Here is a 15,182-nt window from a genome sequence, read left to right on the forward strand (position 1 = left end):
TGACAAAAACAACTGAAAAAGTATAAAAATTATCATAATCAGAAATTTGTAGTAAAAAAGGTAATGGCTTGGAAGCACCTTTAAAAAACAACTCATTTTGAAATTATCTCTAAATTCAGATTCAATATAACAAAAAAGTAAAATATAAATATGTTATATGGAGCATTTCTCTTTTTTAAAGATATAATATAAAAACAATATGTTAATTAAATTTTTTGATATAAGAAAACTTCTTTTATTTTTATTTTAAATAACGGGTTAGGGCGAGTCTTGTGTGGTTTTATTGAAGATGTGCTTTTTAGGTTTCAATCTGGCGCTTTAAATACAATTTTAGAAGTAGCAAAAAAGCTCAATTTCTTCTCTGTTGTGATGTGTTGAATAAGTTTTTTAATTTTCTATAGAGTTTAATTTTTGCAATCATGATAGATTGTGACAGCTGTCTGTCTAAGATTTTTATAAGTTTAGTAGGAATAGCTTAATGATAAATCCATTGAGTTCTTCATCTTTACGCTTCATAAAAGAATAAGCCTGCACTATCACACACTTTGTCATCTCCCAATGTTGCGACAGCTCTTGACACGGCTCATAAGAGGAGTAGTCCTTTTTTTTACAGTTTTATCTATACGCCAATTTCGCTTATGACGTGCAAGCGAATGGTTTTGATTGATTCAACATACACAGATTTGGAATGAGAGAGTCTTAAGATATTCCGCTCTCTCATTTAATATGAATCATGCTAGATTATAATTATAAATTAATGCGTTATCTATTTTTGAAATCCATGACCTTAGTTGTGTTTGTCAATATTTCATTTTCATTTATCGTCAACTATTCTACTTTTGAATAATAACTCCATTATAAGGAATACCTTTAAAAAAGTATTCTCGCTTTAAAGAGTCGTTATAGTTTTTTTGTTTTATAGAAGCATCAATAATGCTAAACATTATACTTTGATAAAAAAGAAAGTAAATTATGACTATTATACTGAAACCGAGCGAGGTGACGCTTAGTGAACTTGCGGCTATTTATTTTAATGGTGAAGTGAGTAAACTTCATAATGACACGCATTTAGCTATCGAGAAAGGGGCACTGCGCATTGCTGAAATTGCTGCTGGAAGTGAGCCTGTGTACGGTATTAATACTGGTTTTGGGAAGTTGGCTTCCATTAAAATTGATGCGGACGATGTTACTGTTTTACAGAGAAATCTTATTTTGTCCCATTGTTGTGGGGTAGGAGAACCTTTAGCTGAAAATATTGTGCGTTTGATAATGAGCTTAAAGCTTATCTCTTTAGGAAGAGGAGCTTCAGGAGTTCGTCTAGAATTGGTAAATTTGCTGGAAAATATGCTTGCAAAGGGCGTCATTCCTGTCATCCCTGAAAAAGGGTCTGTTGGTGCTTCAGGTGATCTAGCTCCACTTGCTCACATGGCGGCTGTTATGATGGGAGAAGGGGAAGCATTTTTTCAAAATATTCGTATGAGTGGAGCTGTTGCATTAGAGAAAGCGGGATTGTCCCCTATTATTTTAGAGGCAAAGGAAGGTCTAGCTCTTATTAATGGGACTCAAACATCAACAGCCCTCGCACTTGCCGGTCTTTTTCGAGGTTATCGGGCATTGTGTGGTGGATTGTTGGCAGGGGCCTTGACGACAGATGCCATCATGGGATCAACGGCGCCATTTCATCCTGATATTCATATTTTACGAGGACATTATGGGCAGATTGCCGTATCGAAAACATTAGAAAAGCTTGTAGAGGATTCAGAAATTCGTGCAGCACATTTACGGGGTGATGAGCGTGTACAAGATCCTTATTGTATACGTTGCCAGCCACAGGTCATGGGGGCATGTTTTGATATTTTGCTGGCAGCAGCAAAAACACTTATTATTGAAGCAAATGCTGTTACAGATAATCCATTGATTTTAAGGAATGGTGAAGTTGTATCAGGTGGGAATTTTCATGCTGAACCTGTAGCGTTTGCTGCTGATCAGATTGCTCTTGCTTTATGTGAAATAGGATCTATTTCTCAACGGCGTATTGCTCTTATGGTTGATCCAGCAGTTTCTTATGGACTTCCAGCTTTTTTAGCGCATAATGCGGGTCTTAATTCAGGTTTTATGATTGCTGAAGTAACAGCGGCAGCTTTAATGTCTGAAAATAAGCAAATGGCCCATCCTGCTTCCGTTGATTCAACCCCAACTTCAGCCAATCAAGAAGATCATGTTTCAATGGCTTGTCATGGAGCTCGTCGGTTATTGGTAATGAGCGAAAATCTTTTTACACTTATTGGCATTGAAACGCTTGTTGCAGCACAAGGAATTGAATATCGTGCACCTTTAAAAACAAGTACTTTTTTGCAATCTGTTATGGAATGTTTACGCAAAAATGTTGCTTCTCTTAAGGAAGATCGCTATCTGGCTCCAGATCTTCATCAAGCACATATACTTGTGCGTGAAGGGCACTTATTATCTGTTTTACCAGAAACAATTTTTCCTTCATTAAGTTTTCAATAATATTTGTTTTAAGGACAATGATGAAGGGCGGATATTGAATTTTGAAACTTCCTCATATGAAAATATAGAAGATCAATACTATATTTGAATTATTTAATGAATTATGTATATATATGTTATTTATAGTCAACTAGATATTTTATTATTTTATAGGTATCTGATTTAGCATCATAATTTTATAGAAACTATAAATTTAAAGTACCTATACTTTCTGATTTCTATCAGAAATTTTAATCTAAGTTAAATAATATTCACAAATTATATGTTGTAATATTATATTTTTATAAGTACAAATTATAATATATGTATTATATTAAGTAAAAATAAAAAATTTATTGTAGATTCTTCTTATTTGTTAATACTTTATGAATTTTATATTTCATTTTTGATATTTTAAATAAAAAAGGAGAAAGAAATGTTTAAAAGTGCTAGATTATGTGTATCAATAACAGTTATTTTTTTCTCTCAAATTCTTGAGATTCATGCAAATTGTAGGAGAGGTGGCTTTCCAGAAGAAGTTTTCATTACAATAGTGGACCAAGAGAAGGAGCCTCTGATTTTAGCGAAAAACAAAGATTTTATTGCTATCTCAGGGCAAAATCCCGAAGATAAGGAGAATGCTATCATTAGGCCAACAGTCAAAGATTCTATTTTTAGCGCATATTTTTTTTCCATTGGAAAGTTTATCTTTAAGACAGTTGGAGTCCTTAAAAGATGGGTTGTAAATACAATTTCTCATACTTTTGAAGGCTTGCGAGATTCGTATTATCATTGATTGAGCTATTCAATTGGCGTAAAAAGTTTGCTTTGTGGGCTCAAAGAGAGTTTTCTTAAAGTAACAAAAAATTAATTGTACGCATAGTTAATGCGTTTGTTATGAAGTTTTAGGCTTCTATTTTCGTGCACGGAAATAGAAGCCTAAAAGTTTAGATTACATTAAGATTAATTTTCTCTGTAAAAAACTAGAGAATACGAAATGAATTAAATGACAATTATAAAAAAATTCATTATCACTTTATTTGAATAAAATAATACGAAATTGCAGGCTATAAAAGCTGAGTAATTCGCAATAAAAGTATTTTTTATTGTTTAGAACAAAGTGTTTGACGGGCTGGTCTTCGATGTTTTTTGAAATATATTTGTGAAAGAAACATGAGGCTTTATTTATCATAAAGCTGTTATCGTTGTGTGGATTGTCAGCATTTCAAAAAGTAAGGAAAGAAATGGCAATAAATAAACTGAAAAGAGGGATGAGTAAGCGCCAAGTTATTTTTTTAGCTCTTGGCTCTGCTATTGGAACAGGTCTTTTTTATGGGTCTGCACAGGCAATTAAGCTTGCCGGTCCCAGTGTTTTGATTGCCTATTGTATTGCTGGTTTAGCTATTTTTATGGTTATGCGGGCTCTAGGAGAGATGATACTTCATAATCCCTTACCTGGTTCTTTTGCTCGTTATGCGGCAAATTACATATCACCATTAGCAGGTTTTTTAACGGGATGGACATACGTATTTGAGATGATTCTTGTTGGTTTGGCTGATATTACAGCTTTTGCGACTTATATGGGGTTTTGGTATCCTGATGTTGCTCCTTGGGTATGGGCACTGAGTATTACATTAATCATCACAGGTATTAATTTAGCTGCTGTAGAAGTCTATGGTGAACTAGAGTTTTGGCTATCTTCTATTAAAGTTATCGCTATCATTGCGATGATTATTTTAGGAATAGCAATTATTTTTTGGGGGTGGGGTGAAGGTGCAAATTTTTCTACCGTTACTGTTCATAATTTATGGAAAAATGGTGGACTTTTTCCCAATGGTTGGTTTGGTTTTTTAGCTTGCTTTAGTGTTGTTGTTTTTGCTTTTGGTGGCATAGAAATTATTGGCATGGCAGTCATGGAAGTTCAAAACCCTCATCAAACGATTTCAAAGGCAATTAATTCTACTCCAGTTCGTATTTTGCTTTTTTACGTCATGACGTTAGCTATTTTAATGTCTCTTTATCCTTGGAATGAGATTGGTCTTATGGATAGCCCTTTTGTATCTATTTTTGAAAATCTTGGGATTTCGTATGCAGCAAATATTTTAAATATTGTTGTTGTTACAGCGGCTATTTCAGCAATGAATAGTGGAATGTATGGTGCTTGTCGTATGATCCATGGTTTATCGCAGGAAGGTTATGCTTTAAAAAAGTTTCAATATTTATCAAAAAATGGTATACCAGTTTTTGTTATTTTGATGATCTTCGGTATCTTTCTTCTTGGTGCTGTCCTTAATTATTTTTACCATGAAAAGCTTTTTTTTCTTATTGCCGCAATGGCAACATTTGCGACAGTTTTTGTTTGGATGATGATTCTACTTTCACAATTTTTTATGCGAATTAAGATGCCTAAAGAAGCACAGAATGGTTTAAAATTTCCCATTCCATTTTGGCCAATAGGATCGATTTTTTCTATTTTATTTATGGTTTTTATTTTTATTCTGTTATGGTATTTTGATGAGACACGACCGGTTTTAATTATAGGTTTTAGTTGGATTGCTTGGCTTATTATTTGTTTCTATGCACTTAAACTTTATAATTTTAAGCAAAAGAAACAGCAATAAAATGTGAATAGAGATAAAGCTCAAAACAAATAGCTGATGTCATCAGGAAAACAGGTGTTTGATTGTTATTCTCTAAAGGTTAGAACAATCTAGATTGAAAAAATCTGCTCGTTATTATTTTGCTTTGGAAGTTTTGTGAGCCATTGCTTACGGTAACGACCAAATCATATAAATATTAGGCATTTTTTGATGGTGAGCCCTGCAATCAATATAAGTCTTTCAGGTAAAAATGCCTAATAGTGCAAATAGATTTTACCAGATACAAGATTATAGGCAGATATCTTTTTCTAAACGTATTAATGAAGTTCTGTTCCACAAGAGAAGTTATTGTAAAAATTGTTCTTTAAGCTCTTTAAAAAATTGGTTGTTTAAATTTTATTGTTTAGAAAACTACTATTGCTTTTAGAATCGAAGATAAAGTTCTTTATGTATTTTTTTCTCAAAGAGGATTGGCGTTAGTAGAAAATAGTGGATAACAAAGTCATTAGAGGCATTGTATGATTGTATTTGCAAAAACTTTAATAAAGAGCAGCAAGGTATCACAATAAAATCTCATAGAAGAGTAAATTAAAGAGAACAATGAACGTGTGACAGTGTTACGACTCTTATTGTTATTGCGCTCACAATAGCAAGGATCAAACTTATTTTTTATAATATTGATACGAGAGTAATTTTTATCACAAGTGGAGGCGGACAAAATGCACTCCGCAACTGTATTGCGGTGCAAAATTATTCAATACTACCATAAAAGGTGCTCAAGAACACTACGATCAGCAAAAACAATCGTCATCAAGTGGCTTTTTGCATGAGAAATCGTCCGATAGTTCTTAATCGCATACCACAACGGTCTCCTCTATCCTTGGGGCGACGGGCAACATCGTGTTAGACGCACAAGGAGAAGCCAAGATTTCTGCTTCTCATCTGATTTCCGGTCAAGATATCAATGTAATGGGAGAAAGTATGACGATTGTTGGCATGACAGACCATCATAGCAGTCATTCACAGACGCATGAAACAGGTTTTTTGATGGGCATAGATATGACTTTGTAAGCCGATGGATTGGCGGTAATGGCTATACCTACGCGACAATACCTGCTGGTAGTAACTGGTGGACAGAATGGTGGAGAGTGATCATGAATCCCATAAGCTCCCATACCTGTCTTAGAGATGTGGGTTATAAATGCCAAAAGTTTTTATGGCACATTTCATTTAGAACAAAAGCCTTGAATTAAATCATGGAGTAAAAAATGAAACAAACTCTAAAATTATTAAGTGCGATAACTCTATTGAGTATAGCCGGATGTCAGTTTAATAAAACTCCTGGAGGGTATTTGAGTGCGTGGGAAAAGCCAGGAGCAGATTTTACTGAGATAGGAAAAGCCCTGTTAGAATGTGGCATGCCAACACCTTATGATGTCGATCCAGAAAATAGAAAGCAGAGCATCAATGCAAAAGCAACAATTTATGCTTGCATGCTTCAATCAGGTTTTCGCTATAAAGATGAAGAAGTAGCAAGAGCGGGTGGGCCATGTTATACTTTTAGAGCCGAAAACCTTCCCATTTGTCGTCCAGGCGCTGTGATCCCTAGGCCTAGTGTCAAGAAGCGCTTGAACAGCTCTTATTGTAAACAGTATAAAAATGCACCTGAATGCAAACCTTAAGTTTTGCTGTTTGTGATGATCAACAATCCCTACCTTCATGCTTCTCATGCCCGTGCGGGGATGGCTTAATTCAGCATGTCAATGCTAATTATTTATGGGGACCACAACTGTTGGCGCAATGATATAAAATATCTATTTTTGTTGTAATCAAAATATTGATAATAATTATAAGCATATCGTTGATAGAATATGGTTTTAGTAATAATTTTACCGTATTTTTGCTATAATAATTATGGCATAATCTTCGGAAAGATAAAAATAATATAGGCTGATAATGTTCATCATTGTTTTGGAAATAAAAAACAGCATGTATAATAATTTATAGATTGTTTCGTAATATCAAAATTACTCAAGGATAGGAAAATGAAGCAGATTTTAAAATTATTAAGCGGGATAACCTTATTTGTTATGGCAGGATGTTATCCAGAGCAGCCTTCTCGAACAGCTGTAGATGCATGGGAAAAATCCGGTGCAGATCAGCTTGAGATAAAAAAAGCCCTGTTAGAATGTGGAATACAGCATCTTGATGGTCGTCTTGATACAGAAATAAGTATGGATGAAAAATTCAATGCAGAGGAGTCTGTGAATGCATGTATGATCCAAGCAGGTTTTCAAGATAAATTGGGAAGAATGAAGTGGTGTGAGAAATATGAAAATCTTCCAATTTGTCAACCTGATGCAGTTATTCCTCAGCGAAGTGTAGAGAGGCGTTTGAATAGTCCTCATTGTAAAGAGCATAAAGAACAACCTGAATGTCAACCTTAAGTATTGAGGCTTATGTAACCAAAAATCCTTACATTCTTGTTTTTGCATGGGGTGGGTGGGATTGTTTCTTCAATATCTATATGCTAACAAGAGTCATCTTGCGTGTGAGCAAATATTAGAAGACTTATCAGTCTTTCTATCGTAAATATTGAAGGAGGGGGAATGAAAGAAACATTGAAATTATTGAGTGCTATAATTTTATTAAGCACTGCTGGGTGTATTAGCAAACCTCCCCCATCGACATTAGAATTATGGGAAAAGCCCGGTGTCAATAAGTCTATGGTCCAACAAGCACTGTCAAAATGTGGTTGGAAACCAATCTACGCTTCTTCTGAAAATATGGATTCGCGTGCAAGTGATTTTGCAGCAGTTTATGAGTGCATGACTAAAGCAGGTTATCGGTACAAATTACAAGATTCAAAGGGAATCTATTTTTCATCAGCGCCGCGAAGTGATTCATTTTTAGTCAATTTAATGGTAGCAGGGTATCAGCAGGTTATGGACAATGATACTTTTGGTGTAACCAATTCGACAAAACAAGAGCGAGATTTGATGTTACGTTTTGAAAATGATAAAAAGCGCCAGAAAATAAAAAAAGCTTTGCACAAGTGATCGCCAATAGTAGAACGTTGATTTTTAAAGCAATAATTGAATAAAAATATTAAACGGGAGAAGAGAGAAATATCGGTCTTTTGTTTCCAATGTAGTTATATTCATCAGCTACGAGATTAGCAATAATGTCGTTGTCAAATGATGATAACGGAGGATAGTGAGTTGTTGTTTAGAGAAATTTATTCAATATAAAGAATGGAAAATAATAGCTTTGCTAAAATATCTGCTTTAACGATAATCAACAGATAGCTTTCATAGAGCTGATTTTGATGAAATTTTATTTTGGTGTTTTTTAATTTCAGAATGGTGAGTGTTTTACTGTATTTAGATTTTATCAAAAGATCTAAAATATTACATTTATTAATTCAAATTTTTTTGTTAGATGTTTAGCATTTCTAATATAGAAATTATGTAGATTAGCTTATACATTAGTGTGCAATTTCTTGTTTTTTTGTTGTGGTTGAAGAGATAATGCGGTTATAGATTTCGTATACTGTATCTTATTTGTGCTGTGTTTTATTAAAACGTTTTAATCGTTTAATCTTAAAAGTTATTCTCATTTTGTTGTATTTTAATTTTTCGGTGGTGAGATAAATTGAATATTGTATCTCTTCAAAGTTCGCATTTTTTCACGTTTTTTTAAAGATTGGTGTTTCGGCACTTTGTAATTGCAGTTTTCAGCGGTTTTTGAGATGCCTTCTTTAAAGGGATTGTCATCTTAAATGGTATTTTTAAACTTTTTGTTCTTTCTTTACATAAGACACAAAACATATTATTTAATGCTGTAATTTATCATAAAAAATAAAATAATTTTGTTTGTTTCATTCTTGTTGTGTTTAATTTGTGGTTTATTTTTTTTTGCCAGCATTTTTTGTTTTTGTTGAAAAAAGAAAGTTTTGAAAAACAATGATAGTCAAGGTATCTAACAATCACTTGTATTCGTGCGTTTTTACAGCAGCTATTTTTTCTTTTTTGTTAAATATAAATGAGGCACATTCTCATTCATATACATCACTGTCATGTGACAAAAACAAATTACCTTATGAATGCAGTGATGGTTCAAAGCATACAATTAGTGATAAAGTATATAAATTCACGGCACCTGTTAAAGAAAAGAATGGGGAGGGGCGGTCTCTCATGTTACCTGCTGCTATAGTAGTGCAGGAGCCAAATACAGTTATTCAGGCAATGCGTGTAGAGGTTAAAGCTACTGCAGGTATAGAAGATATTTATGGTGTTTTTGTATCACGAGGAGGAAGAATTGTTTTGAGCGATTCAGCTTTTAAAAATGTATCAATAGGTCTTAAAGCTGATAGTGGAATGATTGAGGTTAATCGTGGAACAATTGAGGCTTCTCAGATTGCTGCTTATGCAGAGAATCTAGGAGCATCTGTTACGTTAACGGATACAGAAATTAAAGTGGAAGGTTTGGGTATCGGTCAAGAGAGTGCTCTTTTCGTTAGGGCTGATGCGAGTATTCAGATGAAAAGTGGATTTATTGATGTGAATGATGCTGCTGCGCTTTATGTGGGGAGAGGGGGTAGTGCGACTTTAGATGGTGTTACCATTGCTTCAAAATATCAAAAAACAGAAGACAAAGAAAATACAAATGAAAAAATTACACATACAGTTTTCAATGTAAAACATCATGGTTCTGTTTATGTAAAAAATACGAATATTATTTCTACGGATGTTCATGTTTTAACAGTTGGACAAGATTCTAACACACCATCCAATAATGGCAGGGAAGGAAATATTTTAATTTCACGGGTTAATATTGAAGATTCAACAATTAAAGCAATCGGTAACAAACAGGGTATGTATTTTGAGAGGGATGGGGAAAATGATGCGTATGAACAGGGACTTGTCTTTTTGAAAAGGACAATTTTTGAGGTTCCAGACGGAACAGCTATTCATAGTAATAAAAGTCGTAGTTATATTGGAGTAACAGAAGGTACAAAAATTTTTGGTGATTTATTATTAACAGCTGAAAAGGGGGGGACTGTAGCGATTTTGGCTGATTCCTCTTCATTGATAGGAGGGACTCGTGTTGCCGATGATTCTATTGCTGAACTTTATTTAACAGGGGGATCAAAATGGTTTTTGACAAAAAGAAAAGGGATAGATTTGCAAGTTGCAAACCGTACAAGTTCGTCTATTTCATTTGTGAAAGTTTCTGATAGTTTTATTGCTTTTGAGATTCCAATGTTTCAGGAGTATCAGACACTTTATATTGGGAAGGGAGAAAAAGAAGTTTATAGTGCGCAAGATAGGGCAGATATTTATCTCAATACACATCTCAGTAGTGATGGTTTGCTCGATAATAAAAAAACTGATCGGCTTTTGATACATGGTGATGTTTCTGGAAAAACGACAGTTTATGTGCAATTTGTTTCAGGAAATCAGGGTGAGATAGCAACCGGTGAAAATGCTCATAGTATTTCACTTATTCAGGTTTCTGGAAAAGCGGCAGAGGATTCTTTTCAGTTAAATCGTGCTTATATCGCATTAGAGGGTTTGCCTTACCAATATTATCTTCATGCTTATGGTCCAGCTTCTGCTCTTGGAAATGCACAAACTTCTCAAAGATTGGTTGAAGGAGATGGAGATTTTTGGGATTTCCGCCTTGAAAGTAAATATATTCAGCCTGCTTTAGAGGTGTCTGCTATTCCCCCTTCTGAGTTAAAGATCAGGGAGGTTGTTCCACAGGTTCCCACTTACCTTCTGGTACCAAATGCTTTGTTTCATGTTGGGCTCATGGATATTAGTCATCAACAAAAGCAGTTGCACGTTAGGCGGTCTATTCCTCGTAAATTATTAAAAGTTGAAGGGAATTTTGCTTTATCTGTTCAGAGTTATGGTGGACGTTATCGTTATGTCTCAGATCTTTCTACACTTAAATATGGGTACGATGGACATGTTGATTATAACGCTATAGAAACAGATCTTTTGCTTAAAACGGTAGAGAGTGCACATAATACGACATCTTTTGGGATTATGGGAACCTATGGAAAACTTTCCTTACAACCTCATAATGTGGAACAAAGTCAAAAGAGTACATTTAATAAATGGTCATTTACGGCATACGGTAGTATGAAACACAACACTGGTTTTTATGTAGATGGTCTTTTATCTTATGGTTTGTTTAAAGGGGATGTGCTTACCCATGCTTGGGATAAGACGGCGACATTAAAAGCAAAACCTTTGAACGTTTCGTTTTCTGCTGGTAAAGCGTTTATGACAGGAGGTGAAGGTCTTATTTTTGATCCGCAATTTCAGCTTATTTATCAACATCTTCAATTTGATAAGTTTCGTGATATTGACGGATTTGATGTTGAGATGAAAAAAATAGATCAATGGTTTATGCGTGTTGGTGGCCGTTTAAGTAAAACATTTACAGCCTCCGAAAAGGATCGTATCATTTCTTTTTATGGCACTATTCATTTTGCTCATTGTTTTGATAAAGAACAATTTGTTCATTTTAAAGATGTTTTCCAGTTGGGTTCTTTCGGGTCTTCTTTAGAAACAGGTTTGGGTATCAATGCGCAGTTTTCTTCTAAAGTTACACTTCACAGTGATCTTAGCTATCAGCATAGGTTAACCAAGGCTGGTTTTTCTGGAGTTCATTTTTCTGGTGGTTTGCGCTATCATTTTTAATAAATCTTTTTAAAAATAATAAATGTAATTTTTAAAGTTTTATTTTATTGCCGGGATTTAAACCATTGATGGTGCAGAATTTTAATTGCTTCTTTTAATAATGCTATCATGTGTTTTAATAAGTATGGAAGGATCACGTTGATTTATTTTTTTATCTGGTTGATAGGGGAGCTTAAATGCTTCAAAAAAAATGATAATGAGACTGTGAATCTATTTGTGTTATTTTGGCTATAAATATTGGGGATGTGTTTGTCATCAGCTTTTTAAAATAGTAGCCTTATTATCCTGTTATGCTGTAAAGACTGGCGTTTGAGGTCGCTGATATCAATCATGAAAGGCAGGGAGATATTGACTGTTGATTAAAAGCTTTTGCTGTTAAGCAAAGGAGGAGATATGTACAATATACAGCTCGATCGTTTCGTGGATGATGCGTATTTTTATGCTTTAAAATTTTGCAAAAAGCGTTTTTGAAGCTGTTCGTATCGATCGCATTATTGTAGGTGGATAATGAGAAAAGTGGTAAAGCTTGAACACTTTTAACATCAAATTCAATATCTTCAGTTCTTAATAAAGATAAATCCTTTAAAAAAATTGTTCTAATGGCTGTATTGAATATATGAACAAGATCATGTCTTCTTTGTTAAATAGATATGAAATATAAGTTTTAAATCAAAGTGGGGGAGGTAAGATCTTTTGTTCTTCTTTTAAGATGTGGGGAGAAGAGGTTGATCGTATCAAAAAAGTCGTTTAGAAGTTTTTATTATTGTTTCAAATATAGAAACATTGAAGAGCTTTTATTAAAATGGGGTGTAAAAGTAGATTATATCTTCCTCAATTCCTGTTTTTTGAAATATGCACCTTTAATGGAAGATGTTTGCAAAGTTTTAGGCAATCGCATTCGCATTGTGAGTTCGTTTGTATCGATAAGATTTATATTAAAGTTCAGGGGCAGTAAAAATATCTTTATCGGACTATTGATAAACATGGTGTTTCCATATGATGCTTAAGGTGTCATCGAGCCATTTGTGGTAATTGCGTGCTTCTTCGTTTGAGTTATGAACAGAGAAAATAAAACCAGGATATCCACCAAATGCTGGTGGAGGTGGTAAAAGATGATTGGTTTCAAAGAAAATGATAGTTCTGGCGGTTTGAGGATGCTGTGCAACCTTATCTAGACCTAAAAATCCAGAAAACCGTCCATGACCACGAAGAGGAATAATATAATTTGCCGCCACTTTTTCAGCTGGGAGTATATCGGGAAGGTCTGGGGTTTGTTCAGCTAAAGCGGCATTCATACATAGTTTTGCAAATGAAATCCCTGTACCTTGCTCAACAATAAAATGGGAGACACCCGATCCACCTATACGAGCGCCAATCTCAATGATATAAGGTAAATTATGAGCATCTAGGCGTAGCTCTACATGGGCAGCACCTATATTTATACCAAGAGCTTTAACTCCAGAGCATGCAGCCTCACATAAAGCAATAATTAAAGGATCATCTATATCACAGCGTTGACGATAAATTGTTTCTTCAAACCATGGTCCCTCAGGCTGTCCCTTGTCTCCAACGGCCAGAACGTGTACACCTGCTGTATCAACAAAGCATTCTACGACAAACTCTTTTCCTGGCAAATACTGTTCTACGACTAAACCTACAGGTTTACTTTTATCATTAAAACGTGCCATGTCTTTATGCTGAACATTCCATACGGCTTTAATGAGATCAGGAAGTTCGGCGGAATTTTTAGCTAACATTACGCCTGTACTTGCCCATCCAGAGACGGGTTTAATAACGAGTGGATAATCCAAGGCTTGTGTTTGTGATAGGTCTTCTGGATGATCTATATAAAAGAATCCTGGTGTTCTTAAGCCTGCTTTAGCGAAAGCTTGACGCATGAGATATTTATTTCTGGTTAATGCTGCTACTTCTGGTTCAATACTTGGAGTATTGATTTTTTTTGCAGCCAAAGCTGTCCATAGGATGGCTTCTTCGCGAAGGGTCATAACCCCAGAAATATTGCGTTCTTTTGCTCCCGTTGCAAAAGTGTCTAGAGCTGCCTCTGGGTTATCAAAAACAGGAAGTTGCCAAGTTGAAGTTACTGCTGCAGGGTGTTGAGAGGGAACGCTTTCAGCGGTATCATAGATCATTACTAATTCGATATTAGCTGCTTGTGCTGCTTCAAATATAAATGGTAATTTTGCATTGCGCTGGCAAATTAACGCGAGTTTTTTCATTTTGTTTCCTCATTAAATTTGGAGTTTTGAGAATGGCGTTTATGTTGCCATGTAGATACCTTTGATGCATCTATAAATAAGAGTGTCATCCCTATAACAACTACAATCATAGCAATTATTTTGATCATATTGAGAGAAGGGCTCGAGCCGATTATCCATTCACATGCAATCACTGCAAAAGGGGATAATACGCCGATAGTGTTGGCGTATAATACGCCTCCTTCGGCTAAAACTTTTTGATATAATACGTAAACTGGTGCCGAGCAAACAGTTCCTAAAATCAATATTTTAAATATATCTTCTAACTTAAGATAGAAGAGTGGGGCAGGATCAAAAATAAATAATGGCATAAATGATGCTGCAGAAATTGTCGTGATCCAAGCCAGTGAGGTGAGCAAAGGTAGATTTTTAAGATAACGTTTAGACAATAAGCCATAAGCAGAGTAAGAAAGTGCTGCTGTTAAGGCAAGCACTACTCCTATCAGGTTATAATATCCACCTTCTCCACTATTTATATTGAATACTACAGCTGCTACACTGACAATTATCACTCCACTAAGCTTCAGCCATGAGAATTTAAGGACATTTGTCAATGCACCTAATATATAAGTAATTCCTGGAATAGTAGCGAGCACCATGGTTAAATCACTGGCTTTGAGTGATTTTAATGCACCAAAACTGCATACAAAATACAGCGAAAATCCTAACACTGAGAGAATTAAAAAAGAAGGTATCATGGAAAGCAATGGTAGGGATCTGAAAACAGCTTTCTCACGAAATATTGCAATCAGCCATAAGGTGGCAGCGGTGGCAAACAACCTAAGTCCAACCGCATGCATGACGGGTATATTGCTAACCAAATTCTTAGATAATAACCAACTTATGGAAAACAATGCTAGAATGGCAAAAGTAAATAATAATAATCGTCCTTTTATAAAACTCAATGATTTAATCCTCTAATCACTCGCTGTGCATAAGATGATGTTGAAAAATTAAATCGTGACTTTGAGGTCTGTGGTTTTCCAAGATTATTTTGGATATAATCTTTAGCTCCTGCCAAATAAGCGTCATCATCTAATGCTTCAAGTGCTTCTATATCTGCTATCATCAATATTATTACTTTTTCAAGACGCTCCAAA

The 15,182-nt window shown here is 34.8% G+C and carries 10 protein-coding genes and 1 pseudogene; 8 read left to right on the forward strand and 3 right to left on the reverse strand.

Annotated elements, in window-relative coordinates; all coding sequences use genetic code 11:
* The first annotated feature begins 972 nt into the window (after positions 1-972).
* From hutH to ACFILL_RS02660, 8 genes and pseudogenes are all read left to right on the forward strand, one after another.
* Positions 973-2,511, forward strand: coding sequence for a histidine ammonia-lyase (gene hutH, locus ACFILL_RS02625; protein WP_273791578.1), 1,539 nt, complete (start codon positions 973-975; stop codon positions 2,509-2,511).
* A 415-nt stretch (positions 2,512-2,926) separates the two neighbouring features.
* Positions 2,927-3,286 carry a hypothetical protein gene (locus tag ACFILL_RS02630; RefSeq protein WP_375631298.1) on the forward strand — a complete coding sequence of 120 codons (360 nt, stop codon included), beginning with the start codon at positions 2,927-2,929 and terminating at the stop codon, positions 3,284-3,286.
* Positions 3,287-3,734: 448 nt separating this feature from the next.
* Positions 3,735-5,111, forward strand: coding sequence for an amino acid permease (locus ACFILL_RS02635; protein ID WP_273791505.1), 1,377 nt, complete (start codon positions 3,735-3,737; stop codon positions 5,109-5,111).
* Positions 5,112-5,852: 741 nt separating this feature from the next.
* Positions 5,853-6,143: pseudogene (locus tag ACFILL_RS02640) on the forward strand (hypothetical protein); the annotation flags it as partial.
* Between the two features lie 215 nt (positions 6,144-6,358).
* Positions 6,359-6,772, forward strand: a complete 414-nt coding sequence (locus tag ACFILL_RS02645; RefSeq protein ID WP_375643212.1) for a hypothetical protein — start codon at positions 6,359-6,361, stop codon at positions 6,770-6,772.
* 363 nt (positions 6,773-7,135) lie between these two features.
* Positions 7,136-7,537: a hypothetical protein gene (locus ACFILL_RS02650; protein WP_375631301.1), complete on the forward strand. Its 402-nt coding sequence runs from the start codon at positions 7,136-7,138 to the stop codon at positions 7,535-7,537.
* 162 nt (positions 7,538-7,699) lie between these two features.
* Positions 7,700-8,149 (forward strand): hypothetical protein, encoded by a 450-nt coding sequence (locus ACFILL_RS02655; protein ID WP_375643210.1) that lies wholly within the window; start codon positions 7,700-7,702, stop codon positions 8,147-8,149.
* A 906-nt stretch (positions 8,150-9,055) separates the two neighbouring features.
* On the forward strand, positions 9,056-11,806 hold the full coding sequence (locus ACFILL_RS02660) for an autotransporter outer membrane beta-barrel domain-containing protein (RefSeq protein ID WP_375643209.1): 2,751 nt from the start codon (positions 9,056-9,058) through the stop codon (positions 11,804-11,806).
* Between the two features lie 971 nt (positions 11,807-12,777).
* Here the strand turns inward: ACFILL_RS02660 and ACFILL_RS02665 are convergent.
* The 3 genes from ACFILL_RS02665 to ACFILL_RS02675 are packed head-to-tail and all read right to left on the reverse strand — an operon-like array spanning position 12,778 to position 15,181.
* Positions 12,778-14,043: an acetyl-CoA carboxylase biotin carboxylase subunit family protein gene (locus tag ACFILL_RS02665; protein ID WP_375643208.1), complete on the reverse strand. Its 1,266-nt coding sequence runs from the start codon at positions 14,041-14,043 to the stop codon at positions 12,778-12,780.
* Positions 14,040-14,987, reverse strand: a complete 948-nt coding sequence (locus ACFILL_RS02670) for a DMT family transporter (RefSeq protein WP_375613117.1) — start codon at positions 14,985-14,987, stop codon at positions 14,040-14,042. The genes ACFILL_RS02665 and ACFILL_RS02670 overlap by 4 nt, the downstream gene beginning before the upstream one ends.
* Positions 14,984-15,181: a hypothetical protein gene (locus ACFILL_RS02675; protein WP_375631305.1), complete on the reverse strand. Its 198-nt coding sequence runs from the start codon at positions 15,179-15,181 to the stop codon at positions 14,984-14,986. Before ACFILL_RS02675 ends, ACFILL_RS02670 begins: the two co-directional genes overlap by 4 nt.
* Position 15,182 lies beyond the last annotated feature (1 nt).

The organism is Bartonella sp. AP20NXHL, from assembly GCF_042196165.1.
GTDB lineage: Bacteria > Pseudomonadota > Alphaproteobacteria > Rhizobiales > Rhizobiaceae > Bartonella.